Raw genomic sequence first — 21,823 nt, forward strand, 5'->3', positions numbered from 1 at the left:
AGGGTGTCCGGCACCAATCATGCAAACCCCAGGCTAAGCGGACTTATTCCGACGCTTCGCAACGACCTCGTGCGCGATCATGGTGGGCTGGCCCTTCTTGGTCACGGCGTCGGCGGTGATGACAACGCTCGCGATGTCGTCCCTGCTTGGCAGGTCGAACATGACCGGGAGCAGCACTTCCTCCATGATGGCGCGCAGGCCGCGGGCTCCGGTGCCGCGTTCCAGTGCTTGGTCCGCAATCGAGTCAAGGGCGTCATCGTCAAACAAGAGCTCCACGCCGTCCAGCTGGAACATCTTCTGGTACTGCTTGATCAGGGCGTTCTTGGGCTTGGAGAGAATCTGGATGAGCGCGGAACGGTCAAGGTTGGACACGGTGGTGATCACAGGCAGGCGTCCAATGAATTCAGGAATCAGCCCGAACTTGAGCAGATCCTCCGGCATCACCTCGCCGTAGCTGTCCGCGTTGTCCTTGACCTCGTTGAGCGGCGCCCCGAAGCCGATGCCTTTCCGGCCCGACCGCGATCCAATGATGTCCTCCAGCCCGGCAAAAGCGCCGGCCACGATGAACAACACGTTGGTGGTGTCGATCTGGATGAATTCCTGATGCGGGTGTTTGCGGCCGCCCTGCGGCGGAACCGAAGCCACCGTGCCTTCGAGGATCTTCAGCAGTGCCTGCTGCACGCCTTCGCCGGACACATCGCGCGTGATGGACGGGTTCTCGCTCTTGCGCGAAATCTTGTCGATCTCATCGATATAGATGATGCCTTGTTCGGCCTTCTTGACGTCGTAGTCGGCGGCCTGGATGAGCTTCAGCAGGATGTTTTCGACGTCTTCGCCGACGTACCCGGCCTCAGTCAGGGCCGTGGCGTCAGCGACGGCGAAGGGTACGTTCAAGCGGCGGGCCAGGGTTTGTGCCAGGTAGGTCTTGCCGCAGCCGGTGGGGCCAATCAGCAGGATGTTGGATTTGGCGATCTCCACGTCTTCGTGGTGTCCGCCTTCACCAAGGCCGGTCTTCGGTGCGTGGCCCGCCTGGATGCGCTTGTAGTGGTTGTACACCGCGACGGCGAGGGAGCGTTTCGCGGGCTCCTGGCCAATGACGTACTCCTGGAGGAAATCGAAGATCTCCCGCGGCTTGGGCAACTCGAAGCTGCCAAGATCCGATACTTCCGCGAGCTCCTCTTCGATGATCTCGTTGCAGAGCTCGATGCACTCGTCGCAGATGTACACGCCGGGCCCGGCAATCAGCTTCCGAACCTGCTTCTGGCTCTTTCCGCAGAAAGAACACTTCAGCAGATCCGTGCTCTCGCCAATCCGAGCCATGTGGGAATCCCTTCGTTTCATGCGGGTGGTGCAGCCCCGTACCTATCTGCCAAGATCGGAAGATCGCAGCGGGGGCGCCACCATGACAACTTCCACTGTAGGACACAATGGGCTGCTTGGGTTGAAACAGAACGCCGATGCGGTCCATATTTCCTGAACCGCACCGGCGTCGAGTTTTGGCCAGTTACCTTGCGATCGCCTGGGGCTTGATCTTGCGGGAATCGAGCACCTGGTCGATCAATCCATAGTCCATCGCCTCGGCAGCGGTGAGGATCTTGTCGCGCTCGATGTCATTGTTGACCTGCTCCGAGGTACGGCCCGAGTGGTGGGCAAGCGTGTCCTCGAGCCACGTGCGCATGCGCATGACTTCAGCAGCCTGGATCTCAAGGTCCGAGGCCTGTCCGCCCTGGCCGCCGGAAAGCGCCGGCTGGTGGATCAGGACGCGGGCGTTCGGCAATGCGAGGCGCTTGCCGGGAGTGCCGGCGGCGAGCAGCACGGCTGCGGCGCTTGCGGCCTGGCCCAGGCAAACGGTCTGGATCTCAGGGCGGATGTACTGCATGGTGTCGTAAATAGCCGTCATGGCCGTGAACGAACCGCCCGGGGAGTTGATGTACAACGTGATGTCGCGGTCCGGGTCCGTGGACTCGAGCACCAGCAGCTGGGCCATGATGTCGTCTGCGGAAGCGTCGTCAACCTGCACACCGAGGAAGATGATGCGGTCCTCGAAGAGCTTCGTGTACGGGTCCTGGCGCTTGAAGCCGTAGGGCGTGCGCTCCTCGAATTGCGGGAGGACGTAGCGGCTGGACGGGAGATTACCGGCAGACCATCCAAAGTTGTAGTTCATTTTATTGCTCCTGATCTGAATGTTTCTTGGTGCCGGTTTACTTCTCGGAGTTCGAGGAGGCCTCGGAATTCGAGGAATTGGCCGTACCGCCGCCGCCGGCGACCGATCCCGCGTGGGCAGAGATCTTGTCGAAGAAGCCGTAGGCGAGGGCCTCGGTGGCCGTGAACCACTTGTCGCGGTCGTTGTCCTTGAGGATGGTCTCAACGGTCTGTCCGGTCTGTTCGGCTGTCAGCTCGGCCATGACCTTCTTCATGTGAAGGATCAGCTCCGCCTGGATCTTGATATCCGACGCCGTGCCACCGATGCCGCCGGAGGGCTGGTGCATCAGGATGCGGGCGTTGGGCGTGGCGTAGCGCTTGCCCTTGGTGCCCGAGGAAAGGAGGAACTGACCCATGGAGGCCGCCAGCCCGGTGGCAACCGTCACGACGTCGTTCGGGATGAACTGCATCGTGTCGTAAATGGCCATGCCGGCGGTCACGGAGCCGCCAGGAGAGTTGATGTACAGGTAGATGTCCTTCTCCGGGTCTTCAGCGGAGAGGAGGAGGAGCTGGGAGCAGATCGCGTTGGCGTTTTCATCACGGACTTCGGATCCGAGCCAGATGATGCGCTCTTTCAGCAGGCGGTTGTAGATGTAGTTGTCCTGGGCCGCTGGATCGACGGTTGCCATCCTGGGCGCCTCTGCGTGCTGTGACATTAGTACTTACCTCTCGCTGGTGACAGGGCCATTGCTGAACTTGCCATCCCTGATCTTCACTACTTGGACACTAACCGTTTTCCACGGCGATTTGTTCTCCCAAATCGCACTGTTCGCTGACGGCGCACGATTGCGGAAGGGGGCGCTTTCCGTGCTCCCCGGGCTTAAACCAAGCCGCCCCCGGATCAAGGATCCGGGGGCGGCGAGAGTTGAAACTAGAACTTCACTGCAGCGGGGTCGTCGCTCGGAACAACAGCTGCTTCTTCGGCTTCCTCGACGGAGGCCTCTTCACCAGCGGGGCGCACGAAGTCGCTGAGGTCCACCTTGTTGCCTTCGGAGTCGACAACCTCGGCCTGGCCGAGGACAACTGCGAGGGCCTTACGGCGACGCACCTCGGAAACCATCATGGGAACCTGGCCGCTCTGATCGATGATCTGGGCGAACTGGTTCGGGTCCATGCCGTACTGGCTTGCCGTGCTGACGATGTAGTCGATCAGCTCGTTCTGGCTGACGCTCACTTCTTCCTTGTCGGCAATGGCGTCAAGGATGATTTCGTTCTGGAAGGCGCGGGCCGTGTTGGCCTTGACCTCGGCGCGGTGCTCCTCGGTGTCGTGCTCGCCTTCACCGTGGGCGTTCTCCGGGTTGAAGTGTGCTTCGAGCTGCTCTTCAACGACAGAGTCCGGAACCGGAACCTCGATGAGCTCGACGAGCTTGTCCAGGACCTTGTCGCGGGCTTCGACACCCTGGCCGACGACCTTGGACTCGGCGGCCTGCTTGGCAAGGTCTTCACGCAGTTCGGCAAGGGTGTCGAACTCCGATGCCAACTGGGCGAAGTCGTCGTTGGCCTCGGGAAGCTCGCGCTCCTTGACGGTCTTGACGACAACCTTGACCTGGGCTGCCTCGCCGGCGTGCTCGCCGCCAACCAGAGTCGTGTCGAAGATTGCTTCTTCTTCGGCCGAAAGGCCGGTGACTGCCTCGTCGAGGCCCTCAAGCATGGTGCCTGCGCCAACCTGGTAGGACAGGCCCGTGGCGGAGTCGATCTCGGCACCGTCGATGGTGGCGGTGATGTCGATGGTCAGGAAGTCACCATCGGCGGCCGGGCGGTCAACGGACTTCAGCGTGCCGAAGCGGCCGCGGAGCTCATCCAGGGCCTTGTCGACGTCGGCGTCGGAGGAATCCGCTGCGGCAACCTCGACCTTGATGCCGGCGTAGTCGGGCAGCTCAACCTCGGGACGGACGTCGATCTCGACCTGGAACTTCAGTTCACCGTCGGTCGAGGACGGGTCCGGAACCTCGGTGATCTCAACTTCGGGGCGGCTCAGCGGGCGGAGGCCGGCTTCCTGGACGGCAGCCTGGTACCAGCCGTTGAGGCCATCGTTGATGGCGGTCTCCAAGACGTAGCCACGGCCAACGCGCTGGTCAACCAGCTTGGAGGGAACCTTGCCCTTGCGGAACCCGGGAACCTGGATCTGCGAAGCAACGGTCTTGTAAGCGGCATCGATGCTCGGCTTCAGTTCCTCAAAGGGAACCTCAACGTTGAGCTTGACCCGCGTGGCGGTGAGGTTCTCGACAGCGCTCTTCACAGTCTAAGTACTCCTGGTTTTGTGGGATGGGGTTCTGCCGCGTCCCGGATCGGGACAGGCACACAGAGTCGGGGTGACAGGATTTGAACCTGCGACTTCCTGCTCCCAAAGCAGGCGCTCTAGCCAAGCTGAGCTACACCCCGTGAATGCACAGGACAGTCTACGGGCATCTCGGCGGAGAATGCACATTTGACACTTGGCCCCTGAATTAGGTTTAGTTATATCCGGCTTCAACAGCCACCGGAAAGATGTGCGGAACACTCTGTGATGTTCATAGAGATCCATGCAGTCTTGCCCGGGGACGTAGCTTAATGGTAAAGCCTCAGTCTTCCAAACTGATTACGCGGGTTCGATTCCCGTCGTCCCCTCCAGGAACGAAGGGCCCCTCGGCGAGGGGCCCTTCGTGCTTTCCTGGTGTTTGCGCCCGCCCGCGCCTGGCGTCAGTCCTGGCAGCCGGGGCACCAATAGAGTTTGCGCGCACCGATCTCTGCCATCCCCACTGCCTCTCCGCATCGCCGGCACGGCTGTCCCTGCCGCTTGTAGACAAAGTGCGCGTCGCCGTCGAGCGCTTCCGCGTTCCCGCCGCTCCACAAAGCCGATGGTGTCGTAACAATCCGCCCGTCACGGACGCCGTCGGACATAGCCGCCACGGTGTCATCCCACAGCCGTCCGCCGGTTTCGGCGTTCAGCGAGCTGCCGGGAGTCCAAGGATCAACGCCTTGGCGGAAGAGCACCTCCGCACGGTAAATGTTGCCGATACCGGCCACGATCGACTGGTCCATGAGGAGGAGCCCGACGGCGGTCTTGCGGCGCAGCAAGCGGCGGATGAACTCCTCGCGGTCGCCAGGGCGATTGTGCAGCGGATCGGGACCTAAGCGTGCCAGGACAGCCGCGGCCTCTGCCTCGGTGATTGCCGCGCACGTCGTGGCGCCCCTCAGGTCCGCCCAGCCGTTCTCAGAAACGAGTCGCACTCGGACGGCGCCCACCGGCTCGGGCGGACCCGCATAGCTGCTTCCGGGGCTCCCTGCGCCCGCATCATGTGAGAAGGTCTCGCGTTCGCCGATCCGCCGCGGCGCCCCGATGCTCGAGGCCCCGCGGAAGGATTCATCGCCACCGAAATTCCACGCACCGTAGAGACCCAGATGGACATGCAGGAGAATCCCGTGGTCAAAACGGAGGAAGAGCTGCTTGCCGTGCGCCGTGGCTTCAAGCAGCTCGTGGCGGTCCAATAGCGCCGCACCCGCAGTGAAACGGCCTTGGGGGCTGGAGACCTCCAGCATTCGGCCGGCAAAAACATCCTGGAACTGGCGTGCCAGGCGATGGATGGAATGCCCTTCAGGCATTAGGCAACGATTTCGCCGGTGTTCTCGTAAGTGGCGATTTTTCCGATGCGGCGCACGTGGCGTTCGTCGTTGCTGAACGGTTCTTCCAGGAAAGCCTCGATCAGTTCTGTGGCTTCCTCAACGGTGTGCTGGCGGCCGCCGACGGCGACCACGTTGGCGTCGTTGTGCTCTCGGGCCAGTTTCGCAGTGGAGAGGTTCCAGGCGAGCGCGGCCCGGACACCCTTGACCTTGTTCGCGGCAATTTGTTCGCCGTTGCCCGATCCGCCCAGGACGATGCCCAATGCGTGAACGCCGGCCTCTTGGTCGGCGACCACGGCAGCGGCAGCATTGATGCAGAACGACGGGTAGTCATCAAGGGCGTCGTACTCCTTGGGGCCGTGGTCAACGACGTCGTAGCCCTTGGCCGTGAGGTGGCTTACGAGGTGGGCGCTGAGCTCCATGCCGGCGTGGTCCGTGGCAATGTGGACGCGGGGTGTGGTCACAGGAAGTCCATTCAGTCTGGCGCGCGAACGCGGCAAAGCCGGGCGCGGCGGTGAGGGATGCGGTTCCTAGGTTACTAGGACCGGCCCCTGGCTCACCTCTTAAGACGAAGCCCCCGCGCCGGATGCCTTCCGGCGCTCAACTGGCCGGAGGCTGTTCACCTCGCTGGGCACGCGCCGCGACGCGGTTCAGGATTCCCGCGAGCCGGTCCGCCGTGGCCGAGGTCCCGGCGCTGAACGCCACCCTGCGGCCGCTGACCTGACGGACGACGACGGCGGGACCGCTGCTCACGAGCATGGCCGTGGCTCCTCCGTGGTGCCGGAGTCCCCAGCCGCCAAAGTCGGCCGCCCTGACTTCCTGCGCGGCCGCGCCTGCGATATCAACGGCCGGCACCCTGAGGACCCGCAGAACGCCCGCGACAAAGACCTGCACTCCTCCCCTGTCCGCCCGGACGCGGACGAACAGGAAACACGCTCCGATGACGGCGACCATTGCCAACAATGCGCCCAACCACGGGAGCGCAATCGCGATCAACATGGCGGGGAACAAAGTGGCGACGCAAATCATCACGAACACCGAACTCCGCGCATGGACCCACAGCAACATGGAATCCTCCGCCAGGCCGGGATCTTCCGTCCGGATTCGTTCGGCCTCGAGGGCGGCGTCGTCCTCAGGTGTCCAATGCGGGTCAGGCTTGAAAGCCATCATCATGACGACGCCCAGGGGCAACGCCGCACCCGCTCCCAACGCGAGGACCGTGGCATCAACGTGCGAGCTGCGGGCGTCGGCGAGGCCCGTTTGCCCCACGAGCCCGGCGGCAAGTACAGCGGTGATGAAGAGGGTCACCATGAGGCCCATGCCCATCATGACCCTGCGCATAATCACGGGCCGGGCAAGGGGAACCGCCTGGATGAACACCAGCCAGCCAGCCACGACAAGAAACCCTCCTCCGCCGAGAACGTAGGCGAGGAACGGCGCAAAGCTGACTCCGCCGTCGGCGTTCCAAGCGATGGCGACAGGATCCGGAAGGTTGTTGCGCAACATGAGTGCGCATACGCCAAATGCGCCAGCCAGCAGCAGCGGAAAAGCCACCGCAAAGCGGAGTGCCCGGAGGTCCAACGAGTCGCGCATCTTTCCCATATTCCAACGCTACCCCGCGCCGACGACACTGTGATCGAGCTTCCTTGCCAAGCCGGGATCAAGTGAAAGAATGACTTCACAGCGCCGGCGCTGGCTGAAACCAACCGGCTTCTCGAAACCCTCTTGGAGGCAAACCTTGCCAGGCCTGAACCTGACGCGCGCCGAAGCCGGACAGCGCGCAGAATTGCTCACCGTGACCTCGTACGACGTCACCCTCGACTTGACGAAGGGCGCCACGGTCTTCGGCTCCACCACGGTGGTGAAGTTTTCCGCCGTCGAGGGCTCCTCGAGCTTTATCGACGCCATCACGGAGACCGTGCACAGCGTGACGCTCAACGGCACCGAACTCGATCCGGCAGCGGTGTCCGACGGCGTCCGCATCCAACTGGCCGGGCTCGCCGCCGAGAACGAACTCAGGGTAGTCGCCGATGCCCCCTACATGAATACCGGTGAGGGCCTGCACCGTTTCGTGGACCCCGTTGACAACGAGGTCTACCTGTACACACAGTTCGAGGTGCCCGATTCCCGCCGCATGTTCGCCGTGTTCGAACAGCCGGACCTCAAGGCCGCATTCACGTTCACGGTCACGGCGCCCTCGCACTGGGACCTGATCTCCAACTCGCCTACTCCGGTACCGGTGGAAACCACTCCCGGGGACGACGGCAGCGCGCGCTCCGTCTGGCATTTCGCCCCCACTCCCCGCATCTCTTCCTACGTCACTGCCTTGGTCGCAGGGCCGTACCAATCGGTCCGCAGCAAGGTCACCAGCTCCGATGGCCGCGTCATCCCGCTCGGGGTGTTCGCCCGCAAGTCCCTCATGCAGTACTTGGACGCCGACAACATCTTCGAACTGACCCGCCAGGGTTTTGAGTTCTTCGAGGCCCAGTTCGGATTCCCGTATCCCTTCGAGAAGTACGACCAACTGTTCGTTCCCGAGTTCAATGCCGGCGCGATGGAAAACGCCGGCGCGGTGACCATCCTCGAGGGCTACGTCTTCCGCGGCAAGGTCACTGACGCCCAGGTTGAACGCCGCGCCATCACCGTGCTGCACGAGTTGGCCCACATGTGGTTCGGAGACCTCGTCACGATGCGCTGGTGGAACGACCTCTGGCTCAACGAGTCGTTTGCCGAGTACATGTCCCACCTGGCCGCCGTCGAAAACACCGAATTCGACCGGGCCTGGACCACCTTTGCCTCGGTGGAGAAGTCCTGGGCGTACCGGCAGGACCAATTGCCCACGACGCACCCGATTTTCGCCGAGATCAACGATCTCCAGGACGTCGAGGTCAACTTCGACGGCATCACCTATGCCAAGGGAGCTTCCGTCCTGCGGCAGTTGGTTGCCTGGGTTGGGCCGGAACAGTTCATGGCCGGCGTCCGCGAATATTTCCAGAAGCATGCGTGGCAGAACACCGAGCTCGTGGACCTGATGAAGGAACTCGAAGCTGCCAGCGGCCGCGACCTGGACCAGTGGGGAAAGCTCTGGCTCGAGACCGCCGGCGTCAACACCCTCTCCCCCGAGCTCGAGGTCGACGCGGACGGAACCATCAGGTCTTTTGCGATCGTGCAGACGGCTATCGACGAGCAGCCCACGCTGCGACCGCACCGCCTCGCCGTCGGATTCTACGATCTCTCGGGCGAAGGCAAACTTGAGAGGACCCACCGGGAGGAGCTCGACGTCGACGGGCCCCGGACCGACGTCCCGGCCCTTGCCGGAATGGCGCGCCCGGACCTTGTCCTGCTCAACGACGACGACCTCGCCTACGCGAAGGTGCGCCTCGACCCCGCATCCTTGGCCACCGCGAAGGCCCACCTGAAGGACTTCGCCGGCAGCCTGCCCCGCACCCTGGTGTGGGGCTCGGCCTGGGACGCGGCCCGCGACGGCGAAACCCCCGCCCGGGGCTACGCCGAGCTGATCCTGGCGAACATCGCATCCGAGACCGACTCCTCGGTGATCCAGACCCAGCTCCGCCAACTGGCCACCACCCTGAGCTACTACGTCGCAGCGGAGCACAAGGATGCCGCCACGGTGGCCGCGGCGGACACACTGTGGGAACTCTCGAGGACCGCAGCTGCCGGATCGGACGCCCAGCTCCAATTCGTGAAGTCGTTTGCCTTGCTCGCCGCGAGCAGCTCCCAACTGGACACAATCCAGGCGGTCCTGGACGGCAGCACCGTCCTGGATGGCCTGACGGTTGACCAGGACTTGCGCTGGGAACTCCTCACGTCGCTGGTGGTTGGCGGGCGCGAGGGCCAGGACCGGATCGACGCCGAACTCGAGCGCGACCACACGGCCAATGGCCAGAACGCAGCCGCCTTGGCCACGGCGGCCCTTCCCACTCCCGAGGCCAAGGCCGCCGCATGGAAGAAGATCGTCGTCACGGGCGAGCTTTCCAACGCCATTCAAAGCTCCGCCGTCACCGGCTTCACGCGGGTGCTGGACACCTCCCTGTTGGAGCCATACGCCGAAGGGTACTTCGAGGCGGTCCCGGAGATTGTTGCCAACCGCACCCATGCGCTGGCCCAGCAAATCGTCGTCGGGCTCTACCCGGCGCAGCTGACCACGCAGGCCACGGTTGACCGCACGGACAAGTTCCTCGCCGAACTGCCGGCGGACAGCAGCGCCCTGCGGCGCATGATGCTCGAAAACCGCGACGGCGTTGCCCGTGCCCTCAAGGCCCGGGCGGCAGACGTCTAAAAACCTTCAGGTAAATCACGGTCAGGCCCCGGTTCCGATTCAATGGAGCCGGGGCCTGTTCGTGTGCCGCCCGCGAAAGCACCGCCGATAGACTTTCCGCATGAGCCTGGACGAACACCACTACTCCCTGACCGTGCGCTGGACCGGAAATCTGGGCACCGGGACGTCCACCTACCGCGGCTACGCCAGGGATCACGACGTCGAAATCCCCGGACTGCCCGTCCTGAGGGGATCCTCGGACCCCACCTTCCACGGCGACCGTAGCCGGTACAACCCGGAACAACTGCTCCTCACCGCCCTTTCCCAGTGCCACATGCTGTCCTTCCTGCATGTCGCGGTCAAACACGGGGTGGTGGTGACCGACTACGTGGACCACGCCGAGGGCATGATGAGGCTCAATCGCGATGGCAGCGGCCAGTTCGAAAACGTCACCCTGAAGCCCCAGGTCACGGTTGCCGACCCGGCGCATATTTCCCTCATGGACGAATTGCACCATGAGGCCAACCAGGTGTGCTTTATCGCCCGGAGCGTCAATTTTCCCGTTCTGCATGAGCCAAGCACGACGGTCGCCGCCAGCTAGCCAGATGACAGGAAGGCTGTTCCGTGAGGAACCACGATGCGCATGCGGCCACGTTACGGCGATAGGGTTGAGCGTGGACAGAGTGTTCAGCGCCCGGCAATAAAGGGCCCGGCGAACAATTGGATCCGTGAGGAGCATTCCCGCACATGAACGTCGCCTCGTCGACCGACAACATCGTGGCCGATGCAGCCAAGATCGATTTCGCGTCCATCTTCGTGACGCTGGGCATTGGGTTGGTGGTCTGGGTTGTGGCCCGGTTCATCATTCTGCGTATTACCCGCCGAGTGGCAGAGGGCACCAGCTTCTTCAAGAAACCGCATTTCAGGTGGGTCCAGCCGGCCTTCCGGGCGCTCGACCATGAACGGCGCGCCCAGCGCGCCCACACCATCGGATCACTGCTAACAAGCGTGCTGAGCGTCGTGGTGGTGGTCATCGTCATCATCTACGTCCTCAAATACCTGAATGTGGATATTGCCCCGCTGCTCACGAGCGTCGGTATTTTGGGTGTGGCCATTGGCTTCGGCGCCCAACAGCTCATCCGCGATTTCCTGTCCGGCATCTTCATCACCATCGAGGACCAGTTCGGGATCGGCGATGTGATCGTGACCACTGAAGTGATTGGCACGGTTGAATCCGTGGGCCTCCGGATCACACGGCTCCGGGCCGAAGACGGCGCCATCTGGTATCTGCGCAATGGAGAAATCCTGAGGGTGGGCAACCGCTCGCAAGGCGATTACGTGCCGGAGGACTCAGCCGTCCCGGACGACGTTCCGCCTGCACCGCCGGGTACCGCCCCTGCCGAAACCGCTGCATCCGGTGCGCCCCAGACTTCAAAAGAATCCCTCAAGATTCGAGAGCAGAAAGCAGGTGAGTGACATGAGCAGCCAGCCGGAATCCGCACCACCGCAACCGGCCGAACGGCGGCAGTTGATGCAAAACGATCCGTTCAGCCAGCCTGCCTACACCGACAGCTTCTATGACGCCATCGGCGGCCACGAGACTTTCGTGAAACTCATCGATGTCTTCTACGACGGCGTCGCCGGAGATCCGTTGCTCCGGCCCATGTACCCGGAACAAGACCTCGCCCCGGCAAAGCGGCGGTTCCTCATGTTCCTTGAGCAGTATTGGGGCGGCCCGGGCACGTACAGCGAGGAACGCGGGCACCCCCGCTTGAGAATGCGGCACATGCCGTTCCAGGTGACACCCGAAGCCAAGGACCGCTGGCTCTTCCACATGCGCGCGGCAGTGGATTCCCTCGAATTGTCGCCGCTTCATGAAGGCACGCTGTGGGACTACATGGAACGGGCTGCGCTCACGATGGTCAACAGCCCGTCGGTCCAGCAGCCCTGAGGCTTGTTGGCGAGCGGCTGCGTAGCCATGGGACTGGCCCGGGATTGGGCCAGTCCTGGCTCAGGTTCAGCGGGCTTGGAAGGCCAGGCCTGATCCGGATCGTGCCAGGATGTGGCCCCGGCTCCCGCTGAGCCGGAACCAACGTCCGTTGCGGAAGAGCCGGTGTTCGCCGTCACCAAGGAAGCCGAGCGCCAAGGCCGCGAACGCCGCCCCTGCGGGCACGCCGTCGAGTCCCGGAATCTCCCGGCCCCACACCGCGGCCCTGGCATTGTTGACGATCAAGGCGCCAGGCTGTTCCGGAACAATCCCGGCCACCTCGGCAATGCCGGCATTCGCGACGGCCTTGAGTTCGGCGTCGGGCACTGAACCCAGCGGCTCCCAGCCGCTGCGGGGAGCCCCGACTCCAGCCCAGGATTCGGAAACGGTCGACGGCGGGATCGGAAGTTCGACGTCGTCGGCACCGGAACGCGCCAAGCGGTCCAGGACCGAGGACAGGGTCACGGTGACGTCCGCATGCGCGTCATCGGCGAGGGCGATGGTCCGTAGCCCGAGAATGGTCGGCGTCGCTTCGCCCAGGAGGCGGGGCCTCAGGACGCACACATATGCAGCCAGGACGCGGCCGGAGGCTTGCAGCCGGATGGCGCCATCGTCGATGCTCTTGGCACGCGTGACATAAGTGCGGAGATCCGCCAGATCACGGGGATCGACGAAATGGAAGGACTGGGTCAATACATCGGACACATCATCGACTCTACCGGCATGTCCGCGGTTGAGAGGGGTCAGGGTGGCGTCTAGAGTCGAACCATGACTGACGCGCACGCCGGCCTGGAACATCAGGTTGCCCTGGAGGACCCCACATCCACCCTCATCGAGTTGCTGTCCCTGGCCGACTTCGACGGCGCGAGGACAGCCGAGGACATCTTCCTTGGGCCGTCCCAGAAACAGCCGCGCCACCGGGTATTCGGCGGGCAGGTGCTCGCCCAGTCGCTCGTAGCCGGTATGCGCACCGTAGAGGAAGACCGGACCGTCCATTCAATGCACGGCTATTTCCTTCGTCCGGGGGACGCCAACCAGCCGATCACTTTCAGTGTTGAACGGCTTCGTGATGGACGCTCATTCTCCGCGCGTCGGGTGCACGCTTATCAAGAAGGCCAACCGATCCTGTCGATGATCGCTTCCTTCCAGACCGAAGCGGAAGGCGTGGAACACCAATCCTCCATGCCGGCCGGAATCCCGGACCCCGAAACACTGCCGAGCACCGCCGAACTCCTCCAGAAGTACGACCATCCACTCGCCCGCCACATGTCGTTCGAGCGGCCCTTCGATGTCCGCCACGTAGACCCCGCGCTCTACGTCGAAGCGCCCAAGGACCGGGTAGCCAGCAATGCCGTGTGGATGAAGACCTTTGGCCCGATGCCGGACGATCCCAACCTCCATCTGGCCGCCCTGGCCTACGCGAGCGACTACACCATCCTGGAATCGGTGCTGCGCAAGAACGGATTGAGCTGGATGACGCCCGGCATGAGCGTGGCGAGCCTTGACCATGCCATGTGGTGGCATCGTCCCGTCCGCGTGGACGAGTGGTTGCTCTACGTGCAGGAGTCCCCCAGCGCCCAAGGCGCCCGCGGACTGGCCACCGGCAGGATCTTCAGCCGTGATGGCCAACATGTCGCCACGGTGGCGCAAGAGGGCATGCTCCGGATCCCGTAGTCGCTACTCGAGTAGCTACCACAACTCGGCCGAGATTCTGCGCAGCAAAGAAGGCCGGCGCCACGGGAGAATATCCAGGGCGCCGGCCCTCTTTGGAGCAATCCGCTTAGTCGCGGGTCAGCTTGCGGTGCGTGACACGGTGCGGCTTGGCAGCGTCTGGACCGAGGCGCTCCACCTTGTTCTCCTCGTAAGACTCGAAGTTACCCTCGAACCAGTACCACTTCGACGGGTTCTCCTCGTCGCCTTCGTAGGCCAGGATGTGGGTGGCAACCCGGTCGAGGAACCACCGGTCGTGCGAGACCACGACGGCGCAGCCGGGGAACTCAAGCAAGGCGTTCTCAAGACTGCTGAGGGTTTCGACGTCCAGGTCGTTGGTGGGCTCGTCAAGAAGCAGGAGGTTTCCGCCCTGCTTGAGGGTCAGGGCCAGGTTCAGGCGGTTACGCTCACCACCGGAGAGCACCCCGGCCTTCTTCTGCTGGTCCGGTCCCTTGAAGCCGAAGGCCGCGACATAGGCGCGGGACGGCATTTCAACATGGCCGACCTGGATGAAGTCCAGGCCGTCTGAAACGACCTCCCACAGGGTCTTGTTGGGGTCGATGCCGCCACGGCTCTGGTCGGCGTAGGAGATCTTGACCGAGTCACCGATCTTGAGGTCGCCACCGTCGAGCGGTTCCAGCCCGACGATGGTCTTGAACAGCGTGGTCTTGCCGACACCGTTAGGACCGATGACGCCGACGATGCCGTTGCGGGGCAGCGTGAACGAAAGCCCGTCGATCAGGGTCCGGTCTTCGAAGCCCTTCTGCAGGTTCTTGGCTTCCAGGACCAGGCCACCCAGGCGCGGTCCCGGCGGAATCTGGATTTCCTCGAAGTCGAGCTTCCTGGTGCGGTCAGCCTCGGCTGCCATTTCCTCGTACCGGGCCAGACGGGCCTTCGACTTGGTCTGGCGGCCCTTGGCGTTGGAGCGGACCCATTCGAGTTCCTCGGTGAGGCGCTTGGCCTGCTTGGCGTCTTTCTTGCCCTGGATTTCGAGTCGGGCGCGCTTCTTCTCCAAGTACGTGGAGTAGTTGCCTTCATAGGGGTAAAGACGGCCGCGGTCCACTTCACAGATCCACTCGGCGACGTGGTCGAGGAAGTAGCGGTCGTGGGTGATGGCGAGGACGGCACCGGGGTAGGAAGAGAGGTGCTGCTCGAGCCACAGTACACTTTCGGCGTCCAAGTGGTTGGTGGGCTCGTCAAGGAGCAGGAGGTCAGGCTTCTGCAGCAGGAGCTTGCAGAGCGCCACGCGGCGGCGCTCACCACCTGACAGGACCGTCACGTCGGAGTCGCCCGGCGGGCAGCGGAGTGCGTCCATGGCCTGCTCGAGCTGGGAATCGATGTCCCACGCATCTGCGGCGTCGATCGCTTCCTGGAGGTGGCCCATTTCCTCCAGCAGCGTGTCGTAGTCGGCGTCCGGGTTGGCCATTTCCTCGGAGATCTCGTTAAAGCGCTGGATCTTCGAGTAGATCTCGCCCACGCCTTCCTGGACGTTGCCCAGGACTGTCTTTTCCTCGTTCAGGGGCGGCTCCTGCAGGAGGATGCCCACGGAGTAGCCGGGGCTGAGGCGGGCTTCGCCGTTCGACGGTGTGTCGATGCCAGCCATGATCTTCAGGATCGTGGATTTGCCGGCTCCGTTCGGGCCAACGACGCCGATCTTCGCGCCAGGGAAGAACGACATGCTGACATCGTCCAGGATTAGTTTTTCGCCAACGGCCTTGCGAGCCTTGGTCATCGTGTAAATGAATTCCGCCATGCCGTTAAATCTAATGGGTGGCAAGGCATAACTCACATTCGGCCCTGCTAGCGGGAATCCCCGACGAAGCATTTGCCGCTGGCCAACACGGGCAGGACGGACACTGAAACCTGACCGTCCCTGATCTCGCCCATGACACAGTCCTTGTCCAGTTTGGCCGCGGCCTCGATGGCGTCGACATCCAGTCCGGTCGGCGTCTTGCTCGCGGATACTTCCACAGCGGAGGCTGGGATGCCGGCCGAAACGAGCTGCGATCGCAGTGCATCTTGTGCCGGTTTGGGGGTTGCCGCCGCAATGGTTTTGAGTACGGTCTCCATGGTCTGCTTCAGGGCGGCAGTGCCCGGGCTGAGCGAAGCCGATGCCGATGGGTTCCCGGCACTGGGTGGAACAGCGGCAGTGGCGCTGGCTGTACCCGATGGGGCAGGCGATGAAACCGGCGCGCTTCCTGACACCACAGGAGCAGGCGCCGTGCAGCCGGCCATCATTCCGGCCAGGAGTAACGGCACTGCAAGCAGCAAACCTGGGCTTCCGGCCGCGTGGCGGCGTCCTGATGGTTTTCGCGGCGTTCCCCTGCTCATCACCCGGCCATTCTGCCATGCGGCGCGCCCCCTGCTGCGCCGCACGGCGTCCGCGGATGCCCGCGACGTTCCCTGTTTGGGGCGCCGGCGTCATTTCAGGCCTCGCGTCCTTTCAGGCCGTGGCGTCATTTCAAACCTTGGCGTCATTTCAAACCTTGGCGTCCACAAGTTCTCCCGTCTCAGTATCAACGAGGACCGACTCATCACCTTCTCCGGCCGAAACAATGACTCCCCGCTCGGCTGCGGTACTGCCATCCTCGTCGTCATCGGGTCCGTCCTCCCCATCGTCCTCCGCAGAAGGCCACGGGTTCTCCGGCTCCACCTCAGGGGCCGCAGGCATGCCCTGCGGGCTGGTGTTACCGGTGGTCCGGATGAAGTTCGCCGAGCCCCACATGAGGTCGTGACCCACCGACTCGGCGACGATTTCGGCGACGTGGTAGATCTTGCCGTCGTGTTCCCATTGCCTCAACTTCAGTTTCCCGACGACGATGACCCGCTGGCCCTTCTTGACGCTGCATCCTATGTTTCCCGCGAGATGCCTGAACGCCTGGACGCTGAACCAATTGGTGTTGCCATCCACCCAGACATCGTTGGCGCGGTCGAACCTGCGCTCCGTGGAACCCAACCGGAACGAGGCCGTTCCCGTTCCGCCCGGGGTCGTCGAACTTTTGGGTTCCGTGGCGACGAATCCCCGGACAGTGATGATGTCGTTCATGGTGTAGTCCTAACGTGAGTTGAGTTGCCTGTCTGGCTCTTTCAGCTTCACGGGCCGCGCAGATCCGCGGCAGTATGGACTTCGCGTATGTGGATAGCCAGCCCGAATGGCCGCCTGTGGGGGAAGAGTCACGGGTTGAGGGTGGGCTGACTGCACAGGCAGCCGCCGCAATGTAAACTCTTTGTGGCGCCTCAGCCACGGCTGTGCGTGCGTCGCATGCCTCGGTAGCTCAGAGGATAGAGCAGGAGCCTTCTAATCTCTTGGTCGGGGGTTCGATTCCCTCCCGGGGCACACAGAGAGCGGCTCTGACCTGCGGAGACGTAGTTCAGGGCCGCTCTTCTCGGGTTATAGGACAAAACGTGTGTAAATCCCGGGCGCGTCATGTCCGTCCGGGAATCCTCTTTCGCTGGGATGTCGGATTCTGCTCAATCACTCGAATGGACAGTTCCGGGCCCACGGAATCACAGGGCCGGCAACTTGGGCGAAGAGAATGATCCAGCAGAATCCGACGGCGCCCATGTTCGTTCGCCAAGATGTGCCGCCTCTTGAGCTCGTCCAGCATCGGCTGCTTGGTTAACGTCAGCTGCGCAAGAGCCCCGAAAGTCGAGTAAGGACCACTCGCGACGGTGTTTACGAGCCAATCTAGTGTTTCGCTGAGGATCCATGCCGAGCCGCATAGACCGGACTTCAACGACCGAACGCAGACAACCGACGACCTGAGACTGGTGAAGAACATGGACGGAGAACAATGGATCTGGGTCATTGCGGTGCTGGCGGGCGCGGCGTTGGTCGCTCTAATTCCGGTCTTTGGGCGATCCGCGGCGCCCAAAAATCAGAAGCCACTTGCCAAACACCGCGAACACCACGCCGGAATCAGGCGGGCGGCTAGACCGACGGCGGGATCGCGCAGCCGGCCAAATGAGCCCGGACCAGTCGATCCGGACGGGGTTAACTTTGTCACCGACCCCACGCAGCACTAGGTGACGTCAGGGATAGCCGGCGGCGCCGCAACCCAGGCCTTGGCACTCGCTGGTTCTAGGCTGTTCCCATGGTCCTGAACTTCGTTTCCGCAGCCACCACCACGGGCCCCGCAACCTGGCCCGATGTCGAAAAGCTCTTCGGCGTCCGTGGCGAACCTTCCCGCTGTTGGTGCCGATGGTTCGCCCTCACCGGTCAGGATTGGAAGGCCACTCCCCCAAAGACGCGGAAGGAACAGCTCAAGGCCAAATTCGACGACGGCCCCGAACCTGGAGTCCTCGCGTTCCGAGGCGGCGAAGCAGTGGGCTGGTGCGCGGTCGAACCGCGCCAGTGCTATCCGCGCATCGAACAATCCCAAGTCCTCAAGGCCGCAGGAGGGGGCGCCCCGCAAGGAACGGGAGTCTGGTCGGTGAGTTGTTTCGTGGTTTCTCCCGGCCACCGCAGGAGCGGGGTGGCTGCGGCATTGCTGGACGCCGCCGTCGGGCATGCCTTCGCGCATGGCGCCGAGATCGTGGAAGGCTACCCCGTCGATCCCTCGCTGCGGCCCAAAGCCGGTTCGGCCGATCTCTACCAGGGAACGGTGAAGTTGTTCGGGGCGGCTGGCTTCTTCACGGTTTCCACAGCAGTGCCCGGAAGGGCGGTCATGCGCCTGCGGCGCTGATTTTCCGGGCCCCGCAGGCCGAAACAACCCAGCTAAGGCAGTGTCAGCACAACCGGGCCGTCTGCGGTGATCGCCACGGTGTGTTCGCTGTGCGCCGCACGGCGGCCGTTGGCCGAGCGCAGGGTCCACTGGTCGTCGTCGTGGTAGTAGTCGTCGCTGCCACCCAGGATCAACATCGGCTCGATAGCGATCACCAGGCCCTCCACAAGCTTCACGCCACGGCCTGGCCGCCCGATGTTCGGCACGTTCGGCTCTGCATGCATGGTCCGGCCAATCCCGTGCCCGCCGTGATCGGCAAGTATCCCGTAGCCGCTGCGCTTGGCTTCCCCGCCGATGGCGTACGCAAGATCGCCCATCTTGTTTCCGATCCGGGCAGCCTCGATTCCGCGGGCGAGGGCGGCGTCCGTGGCGTCGATCAATTCCTGGTCCACCGGATCCGCAGTGCCCACAATGAAGCTGACTGCTGCGTCCCCGCACCATCCCTCCACGAATGCCCCGCAATCGACGCTCAACAGATCACCGTCCTGCAAAACATATCAGTCCGGGATGCCGTGCACCACGGCGTCGTTGACGCTCGTGCAAATGACGCCTGAAAAGGGCGTGGACGCCCACCGCGGACGGTAATTCAGGAACGCCGGCTTGGCTCCGGCGGCCTCCATGAAAGCGGCAGCAACCTCGTCCAGCTCCTTGAGCGACACCCCGACTCCGGCGTGCGAACGAACCGCCGAAAGCGTGTTGGCAACCACTCTTCCGGCTTCGCGCATGAGCGCAATCTCTTCCGGCGTCTTCACCGTGGACATGAGGGCCTCCAAGCATGAGGAACAAGGGGCCGGATCGGCCACCGGACTAACTCTTCCATCCACTCTATGGGCGTCATCATCCCAGTCAACCGGGTGGCGCGTCCGAGCCGCCTTCGGGTGTCCTAGAGTCGCGGTATGGAACACCGAAGAATCGCCGTCATCCGGGAACGCCTGCAGGCAGAGGCGGACCCGGACCGTGCGAAGGCGGCGCAGGCGTACATGAAGTCATCCATGCCTTCGCTCGGCGTCAGGGTCCCTGCAGTCCGTCGCGTAGTCCTCGCGACCGCGAAGGAACTCCCCTTCGGGTCCGCCGCCGAACTTCGGGACGATGTCCGGCTGCTGTGGCGGGAAGCTGCATGGCGGGAAGAGCGCTATGCGGCCATCGACCTGACCTCCACCAAGTCCGTGGCCAAGGATCTGGAGATGTTGCCTCTGTACGAAGAAATCATCCGGACAGGCGCATGGTGGGACTTCGTTGACGGTGTCTCCGACCGTATTTGCGTCCTTCTGCAACACCATCGGAGCACACTGACCCCGCTCTTGCGGACATGGGCACGCGACGAGGACCCCTGGATCCGTCGCGCCGCCATCACCTCCCAGCTCAAGGCAAAGTCGGCCACCGACCAGGAACTCCTGGCCGCGGCACTCGACGCCAACCTGGCCGACACGGAGTTCTTCATCAGGAAAGCAATCGGCTGGACGCTGCGGGAGTATGCCAAGACCGATCCTCAATGGGTACGGAGCTACGTGGAAACCCGACGGGCCAGGCTGAGCCCTTTGTCCCTACGTGAAGCGACGAAACACCTCGGCTGAATCCGGGTTCAGGACTTCGGTTTGAGCTTGAGCTTCAAAATCCCGCGACGCGGGCGGAACAGCACATGCGTCTTCTTGTCAAAGAACACGAGGTAGGCGATGAAGGAGACCGCGATGGCGATGGCCACTCCGCGCACCACCTCAATGGGGATCCACTGGAAGACACTCAATTGGTCTGTGAGCGCAATGAGGGTGAAGAACGCTGTCAGATAGAAGACCGTCCGGAGCTGGGGGCCGTCTGCGATGCCTGTCACCGTAAAGAACACCAGTAGCCACACCATGTACCAAGGCTGGATCACCGGCGCCAAGACGACGACGGCTGCGAAGGCCCAGGCCATCCGGCGAAGCACGGTCTTGTTGAACTCCGATTCGTCCTCGAGGGGCGCGGGCAGTCCGAATCCGCGGCCAGGCGTCCGTACGGCTAGCCAGACGATGGCAAGCGCCGAAACCGCCGTTCCGGCGGTCTGGATGACGTCCGTTACGGGAACGCCGGGGCCACCGAAAAGTCCGACGGCGAGCCCCACCGTGTGGGCCAGCAAGCCCACCGGCGCGTACCAGATCCAGACGGCGCCGGGAGTCTGCAGGGCGCCAAGCCAACCGAATCCCAGGCCGTTCACCAATCCGGCGGCCGCCAGGAGCCCCAGGGACAAGCCCAACGTGGCCGCCCAACAGATCATCCTGCGGCCCCAGCCGGCACGGGCACCAGCCCACAGCAGTCCGGCAAAAGGCAAGGCAATCAAAGTAATCGGCTTGATGGCGATCGAGGCCGTGATCAGCACGATTCCCAGCACGGGTCGTTTGACCGAGGCGAAGTACAGCCCGGCAACAACCAGTCCCAACATCAAGGAGTCGTTGTGCGCGCTGGCGATGAAGTTGATCAGGAGAACCGGGTTGAGGACCCCAAGCCACAGCGCCCGCTCCGGATTGACGCCGTGGAGCGCAGCGAGGCGGGGAACGTAGACAGCGAGCAGTACGACCCCGGCGAGGGCAGCCAGACGGAAGGGAATCAGCGCAAGCTCGGGGACGCTTGCGCTCACCCATACGGCACCCTGTTCAATCCAAAGCCACAGCGGACCGTAAGGCGTCGGTGCTTCCGTCCACAATTTGTCGGGTCCGAGCGAAAAGTAGTTGCTCAGGGCCGAGATGCCGTTGGTATATGGGTTCAGGCCCTGCTCCATGAGCCGGCCCTGGCCGATGTAGGCGTAAGCATCCCTGCTGAACAACGGCAAGCTGAACATCATCGGGACTGCCCACATCCACAATGCCCGCCGAAGGACAGGCCGCGAGGAAGGGTTCCATCCGCCGATCCGCTGGGCAATGCGCAGCCACGAGCGCAGGAGCAGGAGTGCACCAAGGCAGAGCATCACGGTGCACAGGATCACACCAACCGGCGATGTCCTGGCCATGATGAAGAGGGGCGTCCGGATCAAGGCACTGCTGCTGGCCAGCCAGCCGACGCCGACCGATCCTGCCACCATGAGCAACGACCCGACGAACCCTTGGAGGACCGCTGTCCTTGCCGCTTTGGCTATGACAGTGCCGTGTGGCGGGACGGTGGAATCGCCAAGCGCCTCTGGATGAGCCAACGAACTCCCCACCTCACGCTCACGAAACTTCGACGTCACCATCAAACAAAATCCTGTCCGGTTTCCTGCCGCATCCGGGCCAAAGTGGCACTGCCGGTTGCCATGGATTATTGCAACTGTAGCATCGCCACCCCTGGCTTCCCGGGGCCAGCCGGACCATC

General features: G+C 63.3%; 19 protein-coding genes, 3 tRNA genes and 1 pseudogene. 9 read left to right on the top strand and 14 right to left on the bottom strand.

Going from position 1 to position 21,823, the window contains the following annotated elements; translation table 11 throughout:
* Positions 1 to 33: 33 nt before the first annotated feature.
* The 5 genes from clpX to AC1DJW_RS14745 form a co-directional block, all read right to left on the bottom strand.
* Entirely contained in the window at positions 34 to 1,320 is a 1,287-nt protein-coding gene (clpX, locus tag AC1DJW_RS14725; RefSeq protein ID WP_390277832.1) for an ATP-dependent Clp protease ATP-binding subunit ClpX, read from the bottom strand.
* Positions 1,321 to 1,504: 184 nt separating this feature from the next.
* Complete coding sequence (locus tag AC1DJW_RS14730) at positions 1,505 to 2,164, bottom strand: ATP-dependent Clp protease proteolytic subunit (protein WP_078108671.1); 660 nt, start codon at positions 2,162 to 2,164, stop codon at positions 1,505 to 1,507.
* A gap of 37 nt (positions 2,165 to 2,201) precedes the next feature.
* Complete coding sequence (locus AC1DJW_RS14735) at positions 2,202 to 2,831, bottom strand: ATP-dependent Clp protease proteolytic subunit (protein WP_284751984.1); 630 nt, start codon at positions 2,829 to 2,831, stop codon at positions 2,202 to 2,204.
* A 242-nt stretch (positions 2,832 to 3,073) separates the two neighbouring features.
* A complete protein-coding gene (tig, locus tag AC1DJW_RS14740) occupies positions 3,074 to 4,441 on the bottom strand; it encodes a trigger factor (RefSeq protein ID WP_284751942.1) in 1,368 nt (455 codons plus the stop codon).
* 68 nt (positions 4,442 to 4,509) lie between these two features.
* Positions 4,510 to 4,584, bottom strand: a tRNA-Pro gene (locus AC1DJW_RS14745).
* A gap of 154 nt (positions 4,585 to 4,738) precedes the next feature.
* On the opposite strand from AC1DJW_RS14745, the gene AC1DJW_RS14750 reads away from it, so the two are divergent.
* Positions 4,739 to 4,812, top strand: a tRNA-Gly gene (locus tag AC1DJW_RS14750).
* 69 nt (positions 4,813 to 4,881) lie between these two features.
* Here AC1DJW_RS14750 and AC1DJW_RS14755 read toward each other — a convergent pair.
* From AC1DJW_RS14755 to AC1DJW_RS14765, 3 genes are all read right to left on the bottom strand, one after another.
* Positions 4,882 to 5,784 carry an Fpg/Nei family DNA glycosylase gene (locus tag AC1DJW_RS14755; protein WP_476901755.1) on the bottom strand — a complete coding sequence of 301 codons (903 nt, stop codon included), beginning with the start codon at positions 5,782 to 5,784 and terminating at the stop codon, positions 4,882 to 4,884.
* On the bottom strand, positions 5,784 to 6,266 hold the full coding sequence (locus AC1DJW_RS14760) for a ribose-5-phosphate isomerase (protein WP_284751944.1): 483 nt from the start codon (positions 6,264 to 6,266) through the stop codon (positions 5,784 to 5,786). The genes AC1DJW_RS14755 and AC1DJW_RS14760 overlap by 1 nt, the downstream gene beginning before the upstream one ends.
* A gap of 136 nt (positions 6,267 to 6,402) precedes the next feature.
* Positions 6,403 to 7,404 carry a hypothetical protein gene (locus AC1DJW_RS14765; RefSeq protein ID WP_476901756.1) on the bottom strand — a complete coding sequence of 334 codons (1,002 nt, stop codon included), beginning with the start codon at positions 7,402 to 7,404 and terminating at the stop codon, positions 6,403 to 6,405.
* 136 nt (positions 7,405 to 7,540) lie between these two features.
* On the opposite strand from AC1DJW_RS14765, the gene pepN reads away from it, so the two are divergent.
* The 4 genes from pepN to AC1DJW_RS14785 all read left to right on the top strand — a co-directional run bounded on the left by pepN (position 7,541) and on the right by AC1DJW_RS14785 (position 12,032).
* Positions 7,541 to 10,102 (top strand): aminopeptidase N, encoded by a 2,562-nt coding sequence (gene pepN / locus AC1DJW_RS14770; RefSeq protein ID WP_476901757.1) that lies wholly within the window; start codon positions 7,541 to 7,543, stop codon positions 10,100 to 10,102.
* 100 nt (positions 10,103 to 10,202) lie between these two features.
* A complete protein-coding gene (locus tag AC1DJW_RS14775; protein ID WP_390277844.1) occupies positions 10,203 to 10,682 on the top strand; it encodes an OsmC family protein in 480 nt (159 codons plus the stop codon).
* Between the two features lie 146 nt (positions 10,683 to 10,828).
* Positions 10,829 to 11,557: a mechanosensitive ion channel family protein gene (locus tag AC1DJW_RS14780; protein WP_390277846.1), complete on the top strand. Its 729-nt coding sequence runs from the start codon at positions 10,829 to 10,831 to the stop codon at positions 11,555 to 11,557.
* Between the two features lies 1 nt (position 11,558).
* Complete coding sequence (locus AC1DJW_RS14785) at positions 11,559 to 12,032, top strand: globin (protein ID WP_390277848.1); 474 nt, start codon at positions 11,559 to 11,561, stop codon at positions 12,030 to 12,032.
* A gap of 66 nt (positions 12,033 to 12,098) precedes the next feature.
* Here the strand turns inward: AC1DJW_RS14785 and AC1DJW_RS14790 are convergent, their stop codons facing one another.
* Positions 12,099 to 12,773: a DUF8185 domain-containing protein gene (locus AC1DJW_RS14790; RefSeq protein WP_390277850.1), complete on the bottom strand. Its 675-nt coding sequence runs from the start codon at positions 12,771 to 12,773 to the stop codon at positions 12,099 to 12,101.
* A gap of 63 nt (positions 12,774 to 12,836) precedes the next feature.
* Between AC1DJW_RS14790 and tesB the strand changes: the two genes are divergently transcribed.
* Positions 12,837 to 13,742 (top strand): acyl-CoA thioesterase II, encoded by a 906-nt coding sequence (tesB, locus tag AC1DJW_RS14795; RefSeq protein WP_476901758.1) that lies wholly within the window; start codon positions 12,837 to 12,839, stop codon positions 13,740 to 13,742.
* Between the two features lie 106 nt (positions 13,743 to 13,848).
* On the opposite strand, the gene ettA is transcribed toward tesB, so the two are convergent.
* The 3 genes from ettA to AC1DJW_RS14810 form a co-directional block, all read right to left on the bottom strand.
* Positions 13,849 to 15,531, bottom strand: coding sequence for an energy-dependent translational throttle protein EttA (ettA, locus tag AC1DJW_RS14800; RefSeq protein WP_284751952.1), 1,683 nt, complete (start codon positions 15,529 to 15,531; stop codon positions 13,849 to 13,851).
* Positions 15,532 to 15,578: 47 nt separating this feature from the next.
* Positions 15,579 to 15,848 carry a DUF6993 domain-containing protein gene (locus AC1DJW_RS14805; protein WP_460455417.1) on the bottom strand — a complete coding sequence of 90 codons (270 nt, stop codon included), beginning with the start codon at positions 15,846 to 15,848 and terminating at the stop codon, positions 15,579 to 15,581.
* Positions 15,849 to 16,257: 409 nt separating this feature from the next.
* Positions 16,258 to 16,824 (bottom strand): single-stranded DNA-binding protein, encoded by a 567-nt coding sequence (locus AC1DJW_RS14810; RefSeq protein ID WP_284751954.1) that lies wholly within the window; start codon positions 16,822 to 16,824, stop codon positions 16,258 to 16,260.
* Between the two features lie 218 nt (positions 16,825 to 17,042).
* On the opposite strand from AC1DJW_RS14810, the gene AC1DJW_RS14815 reads away from it, so the two are divergent.
* Together AC1DJW_RS14815 and AC1DJW_RS14820 are read left to right on the top strand one after the other, a co-directional pair.
* Positions 17,043 to 17,115 (top strand) — tRNA-Arg (locus AC1DJW_RS14815).
* 757 nt (positions 17,116 to 17,872) lie between these two features.
* Positions 17,873 to 18,463 (top strand): GNAT family N-acetyltransferase, encoded by a 591-nt coding sequence (locus tag AC1DJW_RS14820; RefSeq protein WP_476901759.1) that lies wholly within the window; start codon positions 17,873 to 17,875, stop codon positions 18,461 to 18,463.
* A gap of 32 nt (positions 18,464 to 18,495) precedes the next feature.
* On the opposite strand, the pseudogene map reads toward AC1DJW_RS14820, so the two are convergent.
* A pseudogene (gene map / locus AC1DJW_RS14825) lies at positions 18,496 to 19,263 on the bottom strand (type I methionyl aminopeptidase).
* Between the two features lie 135 nt (positions 19,264 to 19,398).
* Here map and AC1DJW_RS14830 point away from each other — a divergent pair.
* Positions 19,399 to 20,076 (top strand): DNA alkylation repair protein, encoded by a 678-nt coding sequence (locus AC1DJW_RS14830; protein WP_476901760.1) that lies wholly within the window; start codon positions 19,399 to 19,401, stop codon positions 20,074 to 20,076.
* An 8-nt stretch (positions 20,077 to 20,084) separates the two neighbouring features.
* Here AC1DJW_RS14830 and mptB read toward each other — a convergent pair whose 3' ends face one another.
* Positions 20,085 to 21,704, bottom strand: a complete 1,620-nt coding sequence (mptB, locus tag AC1DJW_RS14835) for a polyprenol phosphomannose-dependent alpha 1,6 mannosyltransferase MptB (protein ID WP_284751958.1) — start codon at positions 21,702 to 21,704, stop codon at positions 20,085 to 20,087.
* Positions 21,705 to 21,823 lie beyond the last annotated feature (119 nt).

Source organism: Arthrobacter sp. 05L417, from assembly GCF_056397865.1.